Annotated in this window: 19 protein-coding genes; 5 read left to right on the top strand and 14 right to left on the bottom strand. The window is 52.6% G+C overall.

Features of this window, described 5'->3' with window-relative positions; all coding sequences use genetic code 11:
- Window positions 1–43: 43 nt before the first annotated feature.
- The 7 genes from hslO to P0078_RS15500 all read right to left on the bottom strand — a co-directional run bounded on the left by hslO (window position 44) and on the right by P0078_RS15500 (window position 4,897).
- Entirely contained in the window at window positions 44–922 is an 879-nt protein-coding gene (gene hslO / locus P0078_RS15470; protein WP_282930825.1) for an Hsp33 family molecular chaperone HslO, read from the bottom strand.
- 110 nt (window positions 923–1,032) lie between these two features.
- On the bottom strand, window positions 1,033–1,473 hold the full coding sequence (locus P0078_RS15475; RefSeq protein ID WP_282930826.1) for a DUF4124 domain-containing protein: 441 nt from the start codon (window positions 1,471–1,473) through the stop codon (window positions 1,033–1,035).
- A 25-nt stretch (window positions 1,474–1,498) separates the two neighbouring features.
- The gene (locus tag P0078_RS15480) at window positions 1,499–2,992 is read right to left on the bottom strand and encodes a S1C family serine protease (protein ID WP_282930827.1); all 1,494 of its coding nucleotides are present in this window, start codon (window positions 2,990–2,992) and stop codon (window positions 1,499–1,501) included.
- Between the two features lie 85 nt (window positions 2,993–3,077).
- Complete coding sequence (locus P0078_RS15485; RefSeq protein WP_282930828.1) at window positions 3,078–3,455, bottom strand: RNA-binding S4 domain-containing protein; 378 nt, start codon at window positions 3,453–3,455, stop codon at window positions 3,078–3,080.
- A 15-nt stretch (window positions 3,456–3,470) separates the two neighbouring features.
- Window positions 3,471–4,154 (bottom strand): GMP/IMP nucleotidase, encoded by a 684-nt coding sequence (gene yrfG / locus P0078_RS15490; protein ID WP_282930829.1) that lies wholly within the window; start codon window positions 4,152–4,154, stop codon window positions 3,471–3,473.
- A gap of 78 nt (window positions 4,155–4,232) precedes the next feature.
- Window positions 4,233–4,523, bottom strand: coding sequence for a lysoplasmalogenase family protein (locus P0078_RS15495; RefSeq protein WP_282930830.1), 291 nt, complete (start codon window positions 4,521–4,523; stop codon window positions 4,233–4,235).
- Complete coding sequence (locus P0078_RS15500; RefSeq protein ID WP_282930831.1) at window positions 4,523–4,897, bottom strand: lysoplasmalogenase family protein; 375 nt, start codon at window positions 4,895–4,897, stop codon at window positions 4,523–4,525. The genes P0078_RS15495 and P0078_RS15500 overlap by 1 nt, the downstream gene beginning before the upstream one ends.
- A gap of 202 nt (window positions 4,898–5,099) precedes the next feature.
- Here P0078_RS15500 and cysK point away from each other — a divergent pair, with 202 nt between their 5' ends.
- The 5 genes from cysK (at window position 5,100) to P0078_RS15525 (ending at window position 8,330) form a co-directional block, all read left to right on the top strand.
- Complete coding sequence (gene cysK, locus P0078_RS15505) at window positions 5,100–6,017, top strand: cysteine synthase A (RefSeq protein ID WP_282930832.1); 918 nt, start codon at window positions 5,100–5,102, stop codon at window positions 6,015–6,017.
- A 38-nt stretch (window positions 6,018–6,055) separates the two neighbouring features.
- Window positions 6,056–6,892 (top strand): 3'(2'),5'-bisphosphate nucleotidase CysQ, encoded by an 837-nt coding sequence (gene cysQ / locus P0078_RS15510; protein ID WP_282930833.1) that lies wholly within the window; start codon window positions 6,056–6,058, stop codon window positions 6,890–6,892.
- Between the two features lie 104 nt (window positions 6,893–6,996).
- On the top strand, window positions 6,997–7,200 hold the full coding sequence (locus tag P0078_RS15515; protein WP_282930834.1) for a hypothetical protein: 204 nt from the start codon (window positions 6,997–6,999) through the stop codon (window positions 7,198–7,200).
- A 219-nt stretch (window positions 7,201–7,419) separates the two neighbouring features.
- A complete protein-coding gene (locus tag P0078_RS15520) occupies window positions 7,420–7,677 on the top strand; it encodes a type II toxin-antitoxin system HicB family antitoxin (RefSeq protein ID WP_282930835.1) in 258 nt (85 codons plus the stop codon).
- Window positions 7,678–7,724: 47 nt separating this feature from the next.
- Window positions 7,725–8,330, top strand: coding sequence for an outer membrane beta-barrel protein (locus P0078_RS15525; RefSeq protein ID WP_282930836.1), 606 nt, complete (start codon window positions 7,725–7,727; stop codon window positions 8,328–8,330).
- A 110-nt stretch (window positions 8,331–8,440) separates the two neighbouring features.
- Here P0078_RS15525 and P0078_RS15530 read toward each other — a convergent pair whose 3' ends face one another.
- The 7 genes from P0078_RS15530 to P0078_RS15560 all read right to left on the bottom strand — a co-directional run bounded on the left by P0078_RS15530 (window position 8,441) and on the right by P0078_RS15560 (window position 17,838).
- Window positions 8,441–10,582, bottom strand: a complete 2,142-nt coding sequence (locus tag P0078_RS15530; RefSeq protein ID WP_282934624.1) for a TonB-dependent copper receptor — start codon at window positions 10,580–10,582, stop codon at window positions 8,441–8,443.
- Window positions 10,467–11,264, bottom strand: coding sequence for a hypothetical protein (locus P0078_RS15535; protein WP_282930837.1), 798 nt, complete (start codon window positions 11,262–11,264; stop codon window positions 10,467–10,469). Before P0078_RS15535 ends, P0078_RS15530 begins: the two co-directional genes overlap by 116 nt.
- A 328-nt stretch (window positions 11,265–11,592) precedes the next feature.
- Window positions 11,593–12,984: a DUF58 domain-containing protein gene (locus tag P0078_RS15540; protein WP_282930838.1), complete on the bottom strand. Its 1,392-nt coding sequence runs from the start codon at window positions 12,982–12,984 to the stop codon at window positions 11,593–11,595.
- On the bottom strand, window positions 12,981–13,985 hold the full coding sequence (locus P0078_RS15545) for an AAA family ATPase (protein WP_282930839.1): 1,005 nt from the start codon (window positions 13,983–13,985) through the stop codon (window positions 12,981–12,983). The genes P0078_RS15540 and P0078_RS15545 overlap by 4 nt, the downstream gene beginning before the upstream one ends.
- Complete coding sequence (locus P0078_RS15550) at window positions 13,982–15,292, bottom strand: DUF4350 domain-containing protein (RefSeq protein ID WP_282930840.1); 1,311 nt, start codon at window positions 15,290–15,292, stop codon at window positions 13,982–13,984. Before P0078_RS15550 ends, P0078_RS15545 begins: the two co-directional genes overlap by 4 nt.
- A complete protein-coding gene (locus P0078_RS15555; protein ID WP_282930841.1) occupies window positions 15,282–16,874 on the bottom strand; it encodes a DUF4129 domain-containing protein in 1,593 nt (530 codons plus the stop codon). Before P0078_RS15555 ends, P0078_RS15550 begins: the two co-directional genes overlap by 11 nt.
- Complete coding sequence (locus tag P0078_RS15560) at window positions 16,864–17,838, bottom strand: stage II sporulation protein M (RefSeq protein WP_282930842.1); 975 nt, start codon at window positions 17,836–17,838, stop codon at window positions 16,864–16,866. Before P0078_RS15560 ends, P0078_RS15555 begins: the two co-directional genes overlap by 11 nt.
- Window positions 17,839–17,847: the final 9 nt, after the last annotated feature.

The following is a 17,847-nucleotide window of genomic DNA, read 5'->3' on the forward strand; positions in this document are numbered from 1 at the left end:
AGGGCTGCGCTGAGGATTTGGCGGTTGCGCAGCCCTGCGCGGATTAGTGAAGAGTGTGGGGGGGAGCGTTGAGGAGTGACTCAATTTGGTCCCGGTCAAAGCGGTACTGGGTGTTACAGAATTGGCAGTCCGCGATAATCTCACCCTGTTGCTCTTCCAGCAGGCGGTAGACATCCTCTGCACCCAGGGAAACCAGCGCGCGGGCGCTGCGCTCTCTCGAGCAGCTGCACTTGAAGCGAATAGTGTCGGTACCCAGGGTTGCCGGCTCCAATTGGTGGAATAGGCGGTGAATCAGCTCTGGGTGGGGAACGGTAAATAACTCCTCGTCAGTTACGGTCTCCGCCAAGTGAATCGCTGTTTCCCAGGCGTCCTGATTTTCCTCTTCCGTGGCGGCATTATTGCCCGGCAGAATCTGTAACATAAGACCGGCGACGGTATTGTCACTGCTTTCCAGCCATACGCGGGTAGCCAGCTGTTCCGATTGCTTAAAGTAGTCTTCCAGGCAGCCGGCCAGGTTGTCTTGCTCCATGGGAACCACACCTTGATAGCGCTCACCGCGCTTTGGCTCAAGGGTAATGGCCAGGGCTCCACGGGGGCCGATCATATCGCGCAGGGTGGCGTTTTCGTCGATTTGTGCACCCTCGGCAACTCGGGCGATGCCGCGCAGGTCGCTGTGGTGAGTGCACTCCGCCATAATCATCGGCACATCGCCTTCGCCACGGGCCTGGAGGCTCAGGACACCTTCGAACTTCAGTGTGGTTGAAAGCAGGCTGGCTGCAGTGAGGAACTCCCCCAGCAGGCGGGCTACTGGTGTAGGCAGTGGATTGTGTTCCAGTACATCGCGGTAGGAATCAGTAAGTGTCACCACCTGTCCGCGAATATCGTGTTTGGAGAAAATAAAGCGTTCCAGCTGATCGGACATAGGTCGGGGGCTCTCGGTATTAAAACCGCAGGATTTTAGAGGTGGATATGCCTAAATGGTAGCTGTCGCTGATCAACGGGGGATAGTCGCGTCTGTGGAGACGGGTAAAGTTAGCCGCAATATAGATTTACCTGGCGTTGATAGTCCTCTGCCATCTGTTCCCGCTCCCTCTCGGTGCGGCGTATTTCCTTGCCGTTATCATCTAAAAATATTACTCGCCCCCTTAAAATCTCAAGGTCTTTGCGGGCTTCGCTACACGCCTTATCCACTTGTTGGCGTCTTTCTTGTGCTTCGCGATTCAGGCGCTCCTGATATTGCTGTTCGATATTCCGAGGTTGTTTTGACTGGCTGCGCTGCGGGGCTGTGGTGGCATCGGCAGAGTTGATGGGGGTCAGGTTACCAGAGACATTCTTGGCATCGGCATGTGCTGGGGGGCGGTCCCCAAAATGTACTCGGCCATCCTCATCGACCCAACGATATAGTTCCCCGGCACTAACATTGGCGGCCAGAAGCAGGCCGCCGAAAATACTGGATAAGTACTGTAACTTCACGGCTGTCCTTCGCCCTTTGTAGTTTCTACTCTTCTTTGTTAGCCAATTGGCTGAACAGCCCCTGTGAATGGCGCTGAGGGATATGGTAGGTCTGGAGAATCAGCGGTTGCTGCTCCTGGGACTCTGCTGCATCCAGTACCATCCGGTAGCCGGAGCGATCGCGCAAATCCACAAAGTCCTGTTTATTGCCCTCCATCAATTGAGCGAACTCGTCGAAGTCTTTGACGCTGTGCCCATTCACTGAGTCGATAATCCAATTCTTCCAGTCGTGATAACCGAGATTTACATTGGCCGGCAACACTTTCAAGGCGACAACTAATTCACGACGTTCCTCATTGCTCCACTGATTGCGGGCATAGAGATAATCAATAGGTGCTTTGGAGTGCCAGTTCTTGCCCCAGCGTTTGATCAGATTCATGTTAAGGGGCACAAAGACCACTCCGCCATAGATATAGTAGCGGGGCTGGCGGTCAAATTGCTCTCCCAGCACCATAGCGCGTGAGGGAGGTGTTGCGGCCAGCGTGACCTCAGCGGTCTGCTCTTTACCATCGCGGGAGAAGCGCACCGGTAAACGCTCACCGACATGGTGGCGGTCCACGGCGTAGTGGTAGTTGGTGCGCTGGTTTTCCCTCCATTCCACCGTCCGGTCCGCCGCTACTTTAAAGCCATCGACTTCTAGCAGAACATCGCCGGGTTTAAATACTTCGGCCGCAGGGGAGTTGTCGAACACTTTTACGATCATGGCGCCATCCTGGTCTTCCTCGAGACCGGCCGCCTTTTTCATCGATGGGCTTTCCAAGCTCTGGGTTACCAGCCCCATTTCGGGGAACCCTTGGTGAACATTGTCCTTGGCATCTTCTAAGACATGAGCGATTACGCTGGGCGGTACAAAGTAGCCCAGGTTTTCAGCACTTTGATTGGTTTGCATGGCCACGCCGACGATGCGGCCATTGGAGATAACCGGACCGCCGCTGTTGCCCGGGTTGATGGCCGCATCTATCTGGCCCGCCATCAGGTAACTTTCCGCATGGGCATAATATTGGTGCTCCACGCGGGAGAGTACTCCGCGGGTAATCGAAAGGGATTTGCCGCCAATTGGATAGCCGTAGACGGTGACCTCTTCCTGCAGATCGGGCAATTTGCCCAGGGTCAGGGGGCGAGTATCGTTGAAAAAGCTTTCGTCATCGACGGTCAGCAGGGCGAGGTCGGCATCGTGAGAGACAAACTTCACTCGGGCGCGGAATTTCTTGGCATCGCCGTGGCGCTGTACCTGGATAAAGCTGCCGTTGGCCACTACGTGTGCGTTGGTCAGAATTTGCTGGTTGCGGATAACGGCACCGGAGCCGGACAGCTGCTTGGGGTTGAGCAGGGCCCAGGGGTTGAAATAATCCGGGGCGGCGGCGGTGGTGTAAATCTTGATGATTGAGCGCTTGAGCTGCTCGTGTTCTCGGCTGTCTGCTAGGGCGGTTTGGGTACCGAGCAAAATCAGCAGGGAAATGGCGATCAGTCGTTTCATCATGGCTGTTTTCTATCCGGTTGAGTGGGGGCAGTTTAGCAGCTAAAGTGGGAAATGGCGGAAATTTCACCACTTTTGTCTGCCGAGTCTACTCTTGTTCCCGCAGGAAGCGGTGTATCTGGCGGCGTTGCTTTTTATTGGGTCGCTCCTGTTGCATCCCGGCATTGGCTGCCTGTCGCTCGGTTTTCTCTTTTTCCCGGCGGGCGATACTGTCTTCGGTCTCGCGGTATAAGGTGCGCGCAATCTCGGCGCCGCGCCGCTGATCCGATAGAGCGATTACTTCAACTTCCAGTAAATCCCAGCCCTGGCGGATGCTCAGTTTGACACCGGTAGTGACTTCCTTGCTGGCTTTGACCCGCTGGCCATCGGCGTGGACTTTTCCACCTTCGATCGCTTGCTTGGCAATACTGCGAGTCTTAAAGAAGCGCGCGGCCCAGAGCCACTTATCGATACGTACTTTTTCCATGGTTTCCTTGTGAAATCAGGCGGACCCGGTGTCCAGTCTGCTGCGGTTAAAAGCCATGATCTCATCAAAATGATGGATCGCCGGGAAGTTGGTGATTTCCCGTTTGGGCCCGCGGCTATCCGGTTGGCGAATACACAATAGGTGGGCGATACCGTAGTCCTGGGCCGCGCTCAGAACAGATTGGTTATCGTCGACAAACAGGGTGTTTTCCGGATCAAATTCCAGGTTATCTCGCAGGGAGTCCCAGAAATTGGCACTCTCCTTGGCATGCCCATAATCATGGGAGGAGATGATGCCGTCAAACCAGCGGTCGATACCGGTGATCTCCAGCTTGTGATCCAGCCCTTGACGGTGCGCATTGGTCACAAGGTAGGTGGGCTTTTGCAGTTGTTGCAGGCCGCTCAGAAACGCCTCAGCGTGAGGGCGCAGGGCGATGCGGGTCTCGATCTCGCGCAATATGCTGAGGATATCCAGCTCCAGTTTTTCCGCCCAGAAGTCCAGGCAGTACCACTCCAGAGTGCCGCGGCGGGCATTGATCTCAGCCTCGAGCTTCAGCTGGGCTTCCTGTGGGTCAAAGCCGTGGACTTCAGCGTAGCGCTTGGGCAGGTGCGTGAGCCAAAAATGATTGTCGTAATGCAAATCCAACAGGGTGCCGTCCATGTCCAGCAATACGGTATCGATACTTCGCCAATCGAGCATGGGAGCTATGTACCTCTTTGAAATGGGGCGGGAAGACAAGTTTAGTTGGCTTGCCACTGCCTTCCCGGATCGTTTGCATTATGCCTGGGCGCGGCGGATTCCGTACAGGATACACAGTTGCGCACTGTAGTAGGTGAGCATGATAGCGGCATCGGCTAGCGGTAGAGGGGTGATGAACTTGTTAATAGCAATCAATGTATCTGAAGTCATAAAGATGACAGCCCCGGCAAATAGCAGGGTGGAGTCGCCCTTGTGCATTGCGGCTGCGACCGCCATGGCGAGGATAGCCAACAGGTACGCTAATACCGGCGGGGCTAAATCCCCAGCAGCAGGGAGGATAATTTGTGCCAAAAGCAGTGCGGCAATCACTACTGGCAGTGTCCGAATAAGAGTGCGCCGATTGGGGGCTCCGCAAAACGCAGGAAGCCCAGCGCGTAGATTAGCTGGGCAATAAGAAAAGCACCCAGTCCAAACACAAAGTGTTGGGGGAATTGCATTTCGAGGAGTACATCCCCGATGGCGGAGAAACTGAGGGCTAGGAAAGTGAAAAGTAGGGTTTTGCCCCGCAGCTCTAGTCTGGCAATCACCATTAGACACAGTATTGGCAGTGCTTTCAGCGCGGGCATCCACAAGTTATCCAATTTCCAGGTATCCAGAAAGATGAATAAAGTGGCACTGACCAGGAACATCGGTAACAGGTAATTACGAAAGTTGTGCTGGGGTGCGGAATTTTCTACGGGCATAGGTACTTACCTTATTTTTATTTTGTATACCTACCCATCAATTTAACGGTTTTCCTCCGCATCATCGATAGCTTGTACTCTCTAATTCCAATTGAGTTTTCTCCAGTGCCGGTTGCGGGACATTTCTGGGGTAATATGGAGCATCGAACATACATGCCCGGCAGTTGTTTGCCTTGAGCACTAGTCATGGAGAGCCTCACCGATGAAAGCGGCCAATATTCTGGAAACAATCGGCAATACCCCCCACGTAAGAATCAATCACCTCTTCCGCCCCGATATAGAGGTTTGGATGAAGGTAGAACGCTTTAATCCGGGCAGCAGCATTAAGGACCGAATTGCCTTGGCGATGATTGAGGATGCGGAGCGTCGTGGGGCCCTGCAGCCCGGCGGGGTAATAATCGAGCCGACCTCTGGTAACACGGGTATTGGGTTGGCGATGGTTGCTGCCGTGAAGGGTTATCGCCTGATCCTGACCATGCCGGAGTCTATGTCGGTAGAGCGTCGCCAGGTCATGAAAGCAATGGGCGCAGAATTGGTCCTTACACCTAAAGAGCGCGGTATGGGTGGCGCTATTGCTAAGGCGGAGGAGTTATTGGCCTCACATGCGAATAGCTGGATGCCCCAACAATTTAATAACCGCGCCAATGCCCAAGTGCACCGGGATATTACCTCCAAGGAAATCTTGGCAGATTTTCCTGAGGGACTGGATTATATGATTACCGGAGTGGGGACTGGCGGGCATATCACGGGTTGTGGTGAAGTGTTAAAAGAGCACTTTCCTAAATTACAGGTCTATGCGGTAGAGCCGGAGAAATCACCGGTGATTAGCGGTGGAGAGAAAGGCCTGCATCGTTTGCAGGGTATCGGCGCTGGCTTTGTACCCCAGGTGCTCAATACGGAAGTACTCGACGGTACTGTATTGGTGAGTGAGGAAGATAGTTTTGAAATGGCGCGTCGCTGCGCACTAAAAGAGGGAATTTTTGTGGGTATCTCCTCCGGTGCCAGCCTTGCGGCCCTGAAAAAGCGCGAGGGTGAGATGGATGCGGGCAGCCGGGTACTGGTGTTCAGCTATGACACTGGTGAGCGCTACTTGTCCGTACAGGACCTTTTCTCCGCCTAAGACTTTATAATGATGAGTTCACAGAGTATGGAGTTGTAATGGATAAAGCACTTTTAGAACAGGTGATAGAAATCTGTAAACGCGCGGGAGAAGCGATTCTCGAGGTGTATCACAACAGCGCTGAGTTGGAAGTCGAGACGAAGAAAGATGATTCCCCAGTAACTGCTGCAGATCTGGCCGCTCACAAAGTACTGGAGCCGGCGTTGGCACAGCTTATCGAGGGAGTACCGGTTTTATCAGAAGAGCAGGAAATGCCCTCGTTCGAAGAGCGCAGTCAGTGGCAGCGTTACTGGATTGTCGATCCGCTCGATGGCACCAAAGAATTTATCCGACGCAACGGTGAATTTACCGTAAATGTCGCGTTAATCGAAAATGGCGAGCCCGTTTTGGGGGTGGTGTACGTACCGGTACTGAATATCACTTATGCCGGCTGCAAGGGCGAAGGGGCCTTTAAACGCGATGCCAATGGCGAAACTGAAATTCGGGTGCGCCCACTGAAGCCGCGCCTGGATAATAGTGAAGTTGTTGAACTTGTGGCCAGCCGCAGCCATGGAACCGGCACCGTCGACCAGTTGGTACAACGTATCGAGTCTGAACTGGGAGCTGTTGAGTGCAAAAATATGGGCTCCTCGCTGAAATTATGCCTGGTTGCTGAGGGTGCAGCAGATCTGTACCCGCGTCTCGCACCTACTTGCGAGTGGGATACTGCGGCAGCTCAGGCTGTAGTTGAAGCAGCAGGTGGTATTGTTGTGGACGAAGAGTTTAATTTGTTGCGCTACAACACCAAAGACTCTCTGCTAAATCCCTTTTTCTATGTAATTGGCGACTCTTCTTTTGATTGGCAATCCCTACTGCTGGATAAGTCCGCTGCTTAGGGTGTGACGCCAATAAACATATAGAGAGTATTTTTGTGCCTCCACCACCACTGGTGGAGGCTTTAAAGGGGATCTGGATATTTCCAAATTCAGGAGACTCACTGATGTCTGGACCCGATCTGCGCTTTAACCAGGATAAAGGTGAAATTCGCTGTTTGCGTCGGGAACTGGAGGAGGAAATAAGCTGGTTACAGCGGCATTTTGAAGCCCTCTCCAATGCAGTCGATGCAAATGATATTGCATTGCGGCGCACCTATAACAGCATGCTATTTTCCCGCCGGGCCCTATTAGGTAGGATGCCCCGTTAACTAAATTCCAAATATTTTCTTGTGTGAAAAACTGTAGTGCTGCAGGTTTTAATTTGAATGCGGCAGTTCTTCCTACTTAATGCTGTCACTTATAGTGTTTAATCTGTACCAGCGCGAAATATTATTTCCTGGCTAATTAGCTAATTTCTTTGCCAAATTCCCCCGTAAAATGCAAAGCAGTCTACGCTTTGGAAAGCTAATACATAAGAGTATTTTTCAATGCGCTACCCGGTTGTGGTGCACAATATTGAGTATGCCGGATTCGGTGCCATTGCGCCGGATCTACCCCATTGCCACTGCCATGCCGATACCCTTGAGGGAACTCTGCAAAAAATGGCTGAAACTATTTTCCTGCGTCTTGAAGAGCTTCGCCAGGCAGGACAACCAATGCCGCAGGCTGGCGATGTAGATGACCTGAAGAAAAATCCGGCTTTCGTGGGAGGCGTCTGGGCAATTATTGATGTAGAGACAACTTGAAATAATTCATAGGCTTTATGATGACTGGTTTTCAGATGTGAGTGGCGATGATAAAGCTATCCGTCTACCTGCTTTCCTTTTTTATAGCTGCGACCAGTTATGGATTCGAGGCGAATAATCCTTTTGATGGTGTCGCTACAGGAGAGTACCGGATTATCGGTACTGTTGGTTTTGGGAGTGGCGAGCAGCAGCTAAATAAGCAGCGGGATTCATTTGGCTATGCCAGCCTTGGGATTACGCCTGCAGTGGGAGTCTGGCAAGTTGAGCTGCGGGCGTCACATTTCGATGATAATCATGTCACAGTAGATCAGGTAGGTTTAAATTTTAAAATTGATTTTACCCTGAATTGTCACGTTCAATGTCTCTATTGGATGGTGGGATATAATTATGCTGATGTGGATTTGAATAATGTTATAAGAAGAGGCTATTGGTATCGAGAATACCCACCATTCTATCCGGATGACCGCTATATCTATATTATTGATGCCAGTGGCAGTGATACCTTTTGGAATGCCGGAGTGGGTTACCGAATTATGTGGACTCAGGATTTCGATACTTCATTAGAGTATAACTACAATAATATTGGCAAAATTGAACGTGTTAATCTCGGGCATCTGCGCACCCTGAGTTTGAATTTTTCCTACCGATTTTAGTATGTTTTCCACTTTTTAATTTATTTTTAAATAATTTATTCGTAGAAATTTCTTAATTAAATTCTTATTTTGGGGGGATGGCAAAGGGGGCTTGGAGCCCCCAATAGCTTTTAAATTCGATAAATGGCTTTTAGCCAGAAGGTGCGTCCCGGTTCGTTAACCCGGGTCAACTGGTCGAAACCAATAATATTAGCCCCAGAGCGACTGATATGCTCTGCGTAAGTCTCATCGAATAGGTTATCGATACCGGTAGTTACCAATACACTTTTACTGGGTTTCCAGCCGGCATTGATGGAAATGACGTTGGCAGAGTCGGTTGCACCAATATCCTGGCCAACAATATTGCCTTTGCCGATATCCACTCGATCCTGGCTTGCAATAGCGCGCCATAAAACACCTGCTGACCACTGGGCCTGCTCATAGTAGAGTCCCAGGCGGCCCTCCAGAGGAGGCAGTTGTGCCAGGGTGGTGCCATCGGTTTCGTTGGCACCGCGAACTGATGTTACGGTGAATTCAGTGCGCCATTGCTCGCTGAGCTGGTAAGAGGAGTCAAACTCCAAACCCCAGGAGCGCGCCTGGATGTTTCTGACAATGGAGGTGGTGCGAGTATCGGAGGAGTCCATACTATCCATACTCATACTGCTCATAGAATCCATGCTACTCATTACTGCTGCTTTTTCGTAATCCGTCTCAACCATCAGGTAGTCATCAATCTGATTGACGAATCCGGAGACACTGGCGGAGAGTTTTTCACCGCGATAGATATAGCCGATATCCAGCTGGGTGGTCTTTTCTGATTCGATATCCAGTGCGCTGTAGGAGTCTGCTGTCTCGTAGGAAAAAATTTCCCAATAATCAGGGAAGCGCTCGGTGTAGCCGAGCCCGGCAAAGAGTGTGGCAGAACTATTGGGGCCGCTCTCGAGACCATATTCATAGCGCAGGAAGCCGCTGCTCAATAGCTCTGAGCGAGTTTCTCCCGCAGTTGGGTTATCCACTGAGGACATCATGGATAGAGCAACCTCATCGCGGAGATCTTTTACTTCCCAATCATCCACTCGTGCGCCGGCAATCCAGCGCTGATTGGCTGCGACCTGCCAGCTGACCTCGGAAAATAACCCCAGCTGGCTAAATTCGGCATCGGCTTCTCGTTCCATATCCCGGTAGTCCATAGAGGACTGGTCCATGGTCGAGCGGCCGGTGTGGCGATTTTCCCGGGCATCAATGCCACTGGTCAGTTCTACGTCGTCCATAGGCGTAAACATCAGAGCCATCTTGAAGCCTGTGGTCTCGCTATCGAGATTCATGACCATGGGGGTAGCGGTGCTGGATAGCTCGCGCAGGCTGTAGTTATCCATGATGTGGTCGATGTAGTTGTAGTAGGCCTGGAGCTCAATTGAGTCGAGCCAGCTACTGATATTGCTGCGGACATATTTAGCTTTGTGGCTCTCACGGGCAAACTTGGAACCGTCGACTCCCCGATCTGCATAGGCAGCTTCACCATCGCTAAATACAGTATCAAACTCGACCCGTGTATCGTCGCTGGGTGTCCAGGCCAAATTGACCTGGCTGCTCCAGCGCTCATAACTGGAATTTACCTCATTGCCATCCCCGTCTTCGTAGTCGTCCGCAGATGCCGAGGTCGAGGAGCTGCGGATAGAAAACTGCGGCGAACTATAGGAGATATCGAATAGACCATCGCGGCGCTCGGCACTGGCGCCGAGCAGGCTCGCATGCATATTCCAGTCACTTTCAGTGGGGCGCTCCTGCTGCTGATTAAACACAACTACGCCGGCGGAATTTCCCGGGCCATAGAGGACGCTCTGTGGCCCTTTAATAACTTCAAGTTCGTCCATTGCCTCGGGAAAAATATAGGCTGTAGGTGGGTCCATTCGGCTGGGACAACCACCCGCCATTGTTTCTCCATCCACTACCATTCCCAGGCGCGAGCCCCCCATTCCGCGAAGCATCGGATCGCCACTGGTGCCGCCTTTACGCACTACGGAAAATCCCGGAATTGTTTTCAGGTAGTCGGCGCCGTCATTGGCAGGTAATGGCTGACGGGGTTTTTTCGGGTCGGTTACCAGGTTGAGGGGGAGTTCAGTCTTTACCCCAGTAACCACCATTTGTTCCATTTCACTATCTTTTAATGGTTCTGGCTCTTCGGATTCTTCCGCTGCGAGATGTGCTGAAAAGGTACAGCAGGCAGCGAGTGCCAGGCTGAGAGGTTTTTTCAGAAAAATTTTTGCGTTGATGCTCTGATGCATGGTTTTCAATCCTTTTCGCTGGCGTTTCGAACACGCAGCAGTGAGCGCGCAGGCCTGAGTAATATTTGGCGCACGCGACATATCCCCACCTGAAAAAGTGGTCGTATTTTGGCAAGATCCAAAGCGCTGAAAATGTTAAGACAGCAATGAGACTTGCGGTCCACAGCGAACTGCGGAGTGATGATGTTGGAATAAAAAAGGAATTAAACCGGGGGGCGCGAATCAGTGGGCGGCTGTAAGCGTTAGAGATAACGTGGAAAAAAGCCGGATAAGAGGGCGGTTGAGTAAAACCGGTTAGGACTATTTCCAGTTCTGTTGTTTGTGCGCTGGCAATACTGGCAGCGGCGGAAAAATTACAATGGTTATCGGCAAATGAGTGAGCGGTAAGCGTATCGTGGTTGTGGCTTGAAGAGTGGTCGCCGTGATGATCGCTGTGGGAATTCGCTTTGAGGGCATTGAGCAATAATGCGCTGCGGCTATCGCCATGGCAGAGCCCATAGGGCGTTCCCGCTGCAAAATCTGCCGGCATAAAACCGGCAGGAACCAGGCCTCGCGCGCTGAGAAATACCAGCAATAGCAATAGCGCCTGCCACTGGGACAGACGGGAACAGTATTGGATGGTGCGCTTACCGCTCATAAATAAGAAGGTCTGTACTTTGCCCGGGCCCATTTTAAATACCCGGAGATGAGTAACAAGAGGTTAACGGGTGATACAGCAAAGTGCCACTGCCCCAAGTTAACTTTTGCGAACTAATACGAGGTAAATTGAGCTTTATCAGGTTTTGTTGGAATTTAATTTCTTTTCTTCAGCGCATTCTAAAAATAAATCTAACTTTGCTGGAAGCTAAAGGTTCCAGGAGGTAGCGCGCTCAATAAGAGATTCCCGGGATTGGGGAGAGTTCCCGGACAGCCCTGGATTATTGTGAGTAGTGGGAAGGTTATAGAGAAGGTTTAAATAGTGGGGGCTCGGAGAGTCCCCACTCGGTGAATTTGACGATTCAGATTCTGCCGCTGCGCTTTAGGCGCCAATAGGCCTCTACCAGAGACTGGTGCAAAAGCTCCGGCCTCGAGTCAACCACTATGACATTGTGTGCCTGCAAATGCTGAAGTAATTGCTCCCTGCGGCGCAGGAAGTCCCTCGCTGCTGCGCTGTTTACTGCACTATCAAAGTTCTGAATCGGCTGTTGCAGCAATTTGTCCACAGAAGTCTCCCGCAGACTGGCAATCATCACCAGGTGATTGCGCGACAGCAATTTGACTGCGGCTAGGAGTTCATCACTATCTTCATCGCGCAAGTTGGTAATCAGGATTACCAGGGCACGGCGCTTGTGGTGGGCCATCAGCTGTTGTGCGGCGCTAGTGTAATCTGCGCTACTGGTGCCAGAGTGGAGGTCGTAGACATTATTCAACAGCAGGTTGATAGCGCTTTCGCCTTTTACTGGCGGCAACTGTCCACCACTGCTCTCCTGTGCCGCCGCAAATGCCTGCAAGCCGACTGCGTCCCCCTGTTTAATGGCGACATAAGCTGAAAGCAGCAAGCCATTGAGTGCGTGGTCAAAGTGACTCAGCTCGCCGTCTTTAGCGCGCATTCGGCGGCCGCAATCCAGCATATAAATAATTTCCTGGTCGCGCTCGTCCTGGTATTCACGGCTGATCAGTTTGCGTAACCGTGAACTTGCGCGCCAATCCACTTGTCGCTGGCTGTCTCCCTGGCGGTATTCCCGCAGCTGGCGGAAGTCCATGCCCTCACCGCGACGCTGCTGCTGGTGCAATCCCATCAGGCGCAGGCTCTGTTCGGTGGAGAGAGACTGCAGCGAGGAGATACCGAGAAAATTGGGGTAGACCTTGACGGTCTGCTCCTGTCCCAACCATACCCTTGTCTGCCAGAGTCCCCAGGGGGAGTTGGCCAGTACCTCGATTCGCCCAAAAGAGGCGCTGCCGCGGCGGCGGGGTACCAGGTCGTACTCGATGTTGATTTCTTGGTCGGGGTTAAGTTGTGCGGAGCGCGGCAACCCTGTCGATCCCAGTTGCTGTGGGATTGAGTCGGAAACCTGGAGTAATAGTGGGCGTGGGCCGGTATTGTGAAGTTTTAGCCGCGCAGTATTGCGTACGCCCAGGGCCAGGTTGCCTGGCAATCGCCGCAGCCCCTGCAGACCGGTTACATGGTAACCGGTGAGATAGTCCAGCAGGGTGGCGCTGATTAACAGCGCACTCGCTCCCCACCAAAGGTTGCCGATAAATGAGCTGGCCTGCGGAAACCAAATTCGCACTGCTGTAATTGCCAGAGCTGCCAGGCACCAGTAGCCGAGCAGTTTGACCAGGCGCGGACTCGGGCCGGTGCGACCGCTTTGTGCTGCCTGTTGCTCTGTTGCAGCTACAGTCTGTGTCACAGTCGCGGTGCCTCAACACTGTCGATAATCATTGCCAGCGCCGTATCAGCAGTTTCACCGTCAATTTCCATATCTGGAGATAGGCCGATACGGTGGCGCATTACCGGGATTGCCATCGTCTTGATGTCGTCTGGCAGTACAAATTCACGCCCCTGCAACAAAGCGTTGGCGCGGGCGGCCTGCAGCAAGCCGATACTGGCGCGGGGGCCGGCGGGACTGCGCAGCTGGGGGGATTGACGGGTGGCACGTACCAGGCGCACGGCGTAATTCAATACCTGCTCGTCCAAGCCCACCTGAGGCACCAAAGCTTGAAGCTGCTGGAGTTCCTCGACAGTAATTTCCCCGGCCAGCTTCTCTTGCAAGCTGCGCTCAATGCGGCCACTGCTGGCGGCGGCAGCCAACTTCAGTTCCGCCTCGAGGCTGGGGTAATCTATCAGGACTTTTAGCAGGAAGCGGTCCAGCTCCGCCTCTGGCAGCGGGTAGGTACCTTCCTGCTCTATGGGGTTTTGAGTGGCGAGTACCATAAATGGGCTGGGTACTTTCAGTGCCTGGCCGTCGATAGTGACCTGCTTCTCCTGCATCACCTCCAGCAGGGCGGCCTGGGTTTTGGCAGGGGCGCGGTTGATTTCATCCGCCAGCAGCAGGTTGGTAAATACCGGCCCGCGACGCACTTCAAAGCGGCTCTCTCCCATGTTGTACATGGCGTGGCCGGTAACGTCGGCGGGCATCAAATCCGGGGTAAACTGGATGCGACGGAAATTGCCGCCAAAGCAGTTGGCCAGGGTGCGCACCAGAAGGGTTTTGCCGAGTCCGGGTACACCTTCGAGTAGTACGTGGCCAGAAGCCAATAGAGCTACGAGTACCTGGTCAACTACCTGCTCCTGGCCAATCAGCAACCGGTTGATATTGTTGCGCAGTATCTGAAGTTTGGCGGACGCAGCCTGCCAGTCAGGTGACGGGCCCGTGGTTTGTTGTTCTGGTTGAAGGGTGGTCTCGTTCATAGGACTGCCTCAATTCGCTGCAGATTACGCATGTGTTCAGTAAATGTTTCTTCGGTTGTGGGGGGCTTTCCCCACAGGGTTTCCACCAGCTGCTGCTCATCCATGCCAGTGGATGCACAGAGCTTGTCGCATAGCTTACGTTTTTTGCCGGCGTTAATATGAGTGGCACCAAGTTGCCGTAAAATTTCTTCGCGGTGGCCGCGCAGTAGCGCTTCACACTGGTCGTCCTGCCAGTAATAGTGCCCGCAGGCGGATATATGTTCCAACAGTGAGCGGCGGGATACCTCCGGCTCTGGTTGTAAGGGACCAAAACGGCGTCCGTGCAGCAACAACCAAGCGAGTAGGGCCAGGGCCCCGGCGATAAAAAATTCGGCGGCGTATTGGCGCGCTACCTTGGGTAGGGATTCAAAGCGTGGGCGAGTGAGGAAGACAAACTCTCCTTCACCTGCCAGCAGCTGTAAGAAGTAGGCGTGATCGAAATGGCCGATGCGCTGGGACTGCCACAGAGTGCTGTCTGTCATCAGGGTAATTACACCGTTGCCGCGCTCGAACTGCATAAAAGGTACGCCGACGTCGTCGCGCCATACCTTTGCCCAAAAGACAGGCCCGTCGGTGATAGTCTCGTCATTGAACGAAGGGTGGTAGAGCAGGTGGCTGGCATTGAGATACAGCTGTATTTCGCTGCCGCCCTCAACAGGCAGGGTTACCAAATTTTCCTCTGACACATCGGGGTTGCGGGGCTCTTCTTGTTTTTCTGATCCCTCTTCCGTCTCACCTTTGTCAAGATTGCGATTGTGTTCCCGCATGGCGTCGGCAGGACTTTGCTCAGGCTCAAGAACGGCATCCTCGCCGAACAGTTGCTCAAGTGTTTCTTGTAGCTCAAAGTCGCTGTGTCCCTTTCTAAGGGAGACGTTCATACTTTCAAGCAGCCAGTCGCGGTTTTCGCTTCGCCCGGTGTCGCTATCGAAGTTGCCAGTGTAGGCCACTACGATTGCATGGCCGCCACGTTGTACCCACTCAATCAGTTCCTGTGCCTTAGTCGGGTTATAGACCTGGCTGGAGCTGCTGATGAACAGGGTCGCATCCGGCGTGAGTCCTTGAAGTACAGAAATATTATCTGCTTGTCGAGGTGTCAGCTGGATATTGGTGAGATATCGTTCGGCAGCCAGGTAGGGATTGCGCCTGGCCTCCATACTCCAGCCACTATCGATCTCCTTGGAGTAGCGCTCGTAAAACGTGAGGAAAAGCCATACAAGTGCAACGCCACTTATGACCAAAGCTGCCAACAGAATTCTCTTAGCGGTCATTGCCAAATTCCTCCTGCCATTGGCTACAAAGTGAGCTTACCTGAGCCTCTTTTGGCGGCCGGTGGGCATAGGCAAGCTGCTGCCAGTTTGCAGTAAGCTCTTGTACAAATTGACTCAGGGCGGGACTTACAGGGCGTTGTACTTCATTCGGCTCCTGTTGCCTTACTTGTACCAGCTGTGCGCATTCACTTTCGGTAAGGTGATCACCAAAATAAAACTCGAAGTCTTCAATCAAGTGAGAGAGGGTGGCGCGATATAAAAGTCCAAGGCTAGCGCGCTTATCACCTTCTACCCACAGGCGCATAACCTCAGCACATACGTCATCAGGCAGGCTCGACTGACGTACATCCAACCCGAAGAGGGTTTCGGGAGCTGGCTGTATTTTCTTTGGCTTGGATTGCCACTTTAAGCTCTGAAGAATTTTCTCGTGATGCCTCCAAAGTAAATAGCCTAGGCTGCAGACCAGTCCAATCCACAGTAGTAGCTCCAGGATTTTGGCAATTGTTGAGCCCCATTTAACTTCATCGTCAATTTCAGCTTCAGCTTTATCTTTAGAGTTCTCAAAAAGCCATTCGATAAAGTTGATTAACCACTCAGGAATTTTTTCCTTTGCGGCCTCGGTTTCAGGCTTTTCCTTTTTGCGCCAACCGCTGATTTCTCTTACTTGGTGAAAGTCCTCGTCGGCGAGGATCTCATCAATATGTTCCTGGGCTTGTTGCGGGGTTTCCACAGGTGCGGCGCTGGCGGAAGGGGACGGTATCAGCGCACCAAAAATAAGGCTGCAAAGGAAAATCAGGGTGGTGGCGCCTGGTATATGCCTACGCCGGGACTCTTGCTCCCGCTGCTGGCGCTCCAATAGATCGCGGAATTGGATTTCTATATCCCAGCCTTCCAGCTCGATACGACGGCCGATATAGAGGCAAAACCCACTGACTATATAGAAGGGGGCAACAGCTGCCATGACGAGTAAATACAGCGAGAAATAGAGCCATTTGACCCACAGAATATCCCCCTGTAACAAGGGAATCCACTCGATTCCCTCGACGTACTGTTCTGGTATAAACAGAAATACCAGCATCGATAAAGCAATCAGTAGGAAAGTTTCGATGTGGAAAAGCGTGAGCGTCAGCCAGGTAGCGGCGCCAGAGTGTTTGCGATGCAGTACACCGATGCGTGAAGTGCGAGCCCTGCCGGTGGATTGCTCCAACACAGTAATTGGCATATCAAAAGAGCGAGTGGGGCTCAGGCGTCGTAGAGTTAGCCCTAAGAACCAATCGCGACGATTCACGCTAAAAAAGTGCTTCAATGCTGTACGTACTGATTCAGGAGAGCCAAATAGAGCACGGCTGATCATAAATAGGGGCAGCCGATCAAATACCGGTTTTAACCACCATATTAAAAGGATCGAGAGAACTGGCGATTCAGGAAACAGCCAATAGCAGAGGGCAAGTAACGGCGCTGCAGGTATCAGCCAGGCTATAAACAGCTTCCCCCAGTGCTTTCGTGCCAAAGCGATACCGAGATCAACCGACTCCCAAGGGAAGCGTAAGCGGGCACGTACAGCCAGATTCTTAATTTGCATGGGTTGCGTCCTCCCTACGCCCGGCCAGGATAAAGTACGCAAAAACCAGCACCCAAAACAGGGTGCCAACTCCGAGCTTTATCGCAATTGGTGTGCTGGCATTGGAGGACCAGAAGGCTTCGAGGAAGGCGGCAATCACCAGCATCAGGAAAGTGCCGTACATAATTTTCATTGCTTCGACCGCAGCCAGCCGCAGTGCGACTGTGCGCCGGTGCTGGCCCGGATCCACGAGAGAGCGTCCCAGTATCAGGCCCGCTGCACCGGCCAGTACTATGGCGGTTAACTCAAAGGCGCCATGGCCGATCACAAATGGGTAGAAAGTGGAGATAAAGCCCACCCGGGTAATGTGTCCGAAAGCTGCGCCAATATAAATGCCGTTAAACATCAGGAAGAAAATTGAGCCCAGGCCAAACAGTACACCGCCAGCAAAGGTGCGAAAGGCGATGCCAATATTGTTTTTGATATAAAAACCGAACATGAACAGATCGGTATCAGAGCCGCGCTCGCGGCCCAGTACCCGATTGCCCGGGTCATACATGGACTCAAAACCCATAACCTGTTCCGGTGACATTACGGCGTACACCAGGGCATCGTTGTTGTATGTGCCGACTCCCAAAATCAGGGCAGGGATTAAAAATAGAGCGGAGGCCAGCAGTACGGCCCGGCTGTTAGCGCGCACAGCTTGGGGAAAGCCCGCCAGCAAATAGTGCAACCATCCCTTGCGGCGTAGGGTCTCCTGACGGTAGACACGATGGTGCGCTGCCATGACCAATTGGTTGAGGTGGTCGATCAGGCGATTGGTATATTGCCGCTCCTTTGCCATTGCCAACTGCTGACAAAGATTGCGATAGGCGACAGGTAGGTCCAGGGCTGCTGTTTCAGCCTGTTTATGGTCTGTTTTTAGCCAGGCTTCCAATTGCTCCCAGCTATCGCGATAGCGATTTTCAAAATCTCTTTGTTTCATGGGTACCTC

It is taken from the genome of Microbulbifer sp. VAAF005 (genome assembly GCF_030012985.1).
GTDB lineage: Bacteria > Pseudomonadota > Gammaproteobacteria > Pseudomonadales > Cellvibrionaceae > Microbulbifer.

Bases quoted from the DNA above. Each gene is read 5' to 3' on its own strand.
- P0078_RS15500 (WP_282930831.1), bottom strand. From the start codon at position 4,897: ATGCCCGTAGAAAATTCCGCACCCCAGCACAACTTTCGTAATTACCTG.
- hslO (WP_282930825.1), bottom strand. From the start codon at position 922: ATGTCCGATCAGCTGGAACGCTTTATTTTCTCCAAACACGATATTCGC.
- P0078_RS15480 (WP_282930827.1), bottom strand. From the start codon at position 2,992: ATGATGAAACGACTGATCGCCATTTCCCTGCTGATTTTGCTCGGTACC.
- P0078_RS15545 (WP_282930839.1), bottom strand. From the start codon at position 13,985: ATGAACGAGACCACCCTTCAACCAGAACAACAAACCACGGGCCCGTCA.
- P0078_RS15550 (WP_282930840.1), bottom strand. From the start codon at position 15,292: ATGACCGCTAAGAGAATTCTGTTGGCAGCTTTGGTCATAAGTGGCGTT.
- P0078_RS15525 (WP_282930836.1), top strand. From the start codon at position 7,725: ATGATAAAGCTATCCGTCTACCTGCTTTCCTTTTTTATAGCTGCGACC.
- P0078_RS15560 (WP_282930842.1), bottom strand. From the start codon at position 17,838: ATGAAACAAAGAGATTTTGAAAATCGCTATCGCGATAGCTGGGAGCAA.
- cysQ (WP_282930833.1), top strand. From the start codon at position 6,056: ATGGATAAAGCACTTTTAGAACAGGTGATAGAAATCTGTAAACGCGCG.
- P0078_RS15515 (WP_282930834.1), top strand. From the start codon at position 6,997: ATGTCTGGACCCGATCTGCGCTTTAACCAGGATAAAGGTGAAATTCGC.
- P0078_RS15555 (WP_282930841.1), bottom strand. From the start codon at position 16,874: ATGCAAATTAAGAATCTGGCTGTACGTGCCCGCTTACGCTTCCCTTGG.
- cysK (WP_282930832.1), top strand. From the start codon at position 5,100: ATGAAAGCGGCCAATATTCTGGAAACAATCGGCAATACCCCCCACGTA.
- P0078_RS15485 (WP_282930828.1), bottom strand. From the start codon at position 3,455: ATGGAAAAAGTACGTATCGATAAGTGGCTCTGGGCCGCGCGCTTCTTT.
- yrfG (WP_282930829.1), bottom strand. From the start codon at position 4,154: ATGCTCGATTGGCGAAGTATCGATACCGTATTGCTGGACATGGACGGC.
- P0078_RS15520 (WP_282930835.1), top strand. From the start codon at position 7,420: ATGCGCTACCCGGTTGTGGTGCACAATATTGAGTATGCCGGATTCGGT.
- P0078_RS15535 (WP_282930837.1), bottom strand. From the start codon at position 11,264: ATGGGCCCGGGCAAAGTACAGACCTTCTTATTTATGAGCGGTAAGCGC.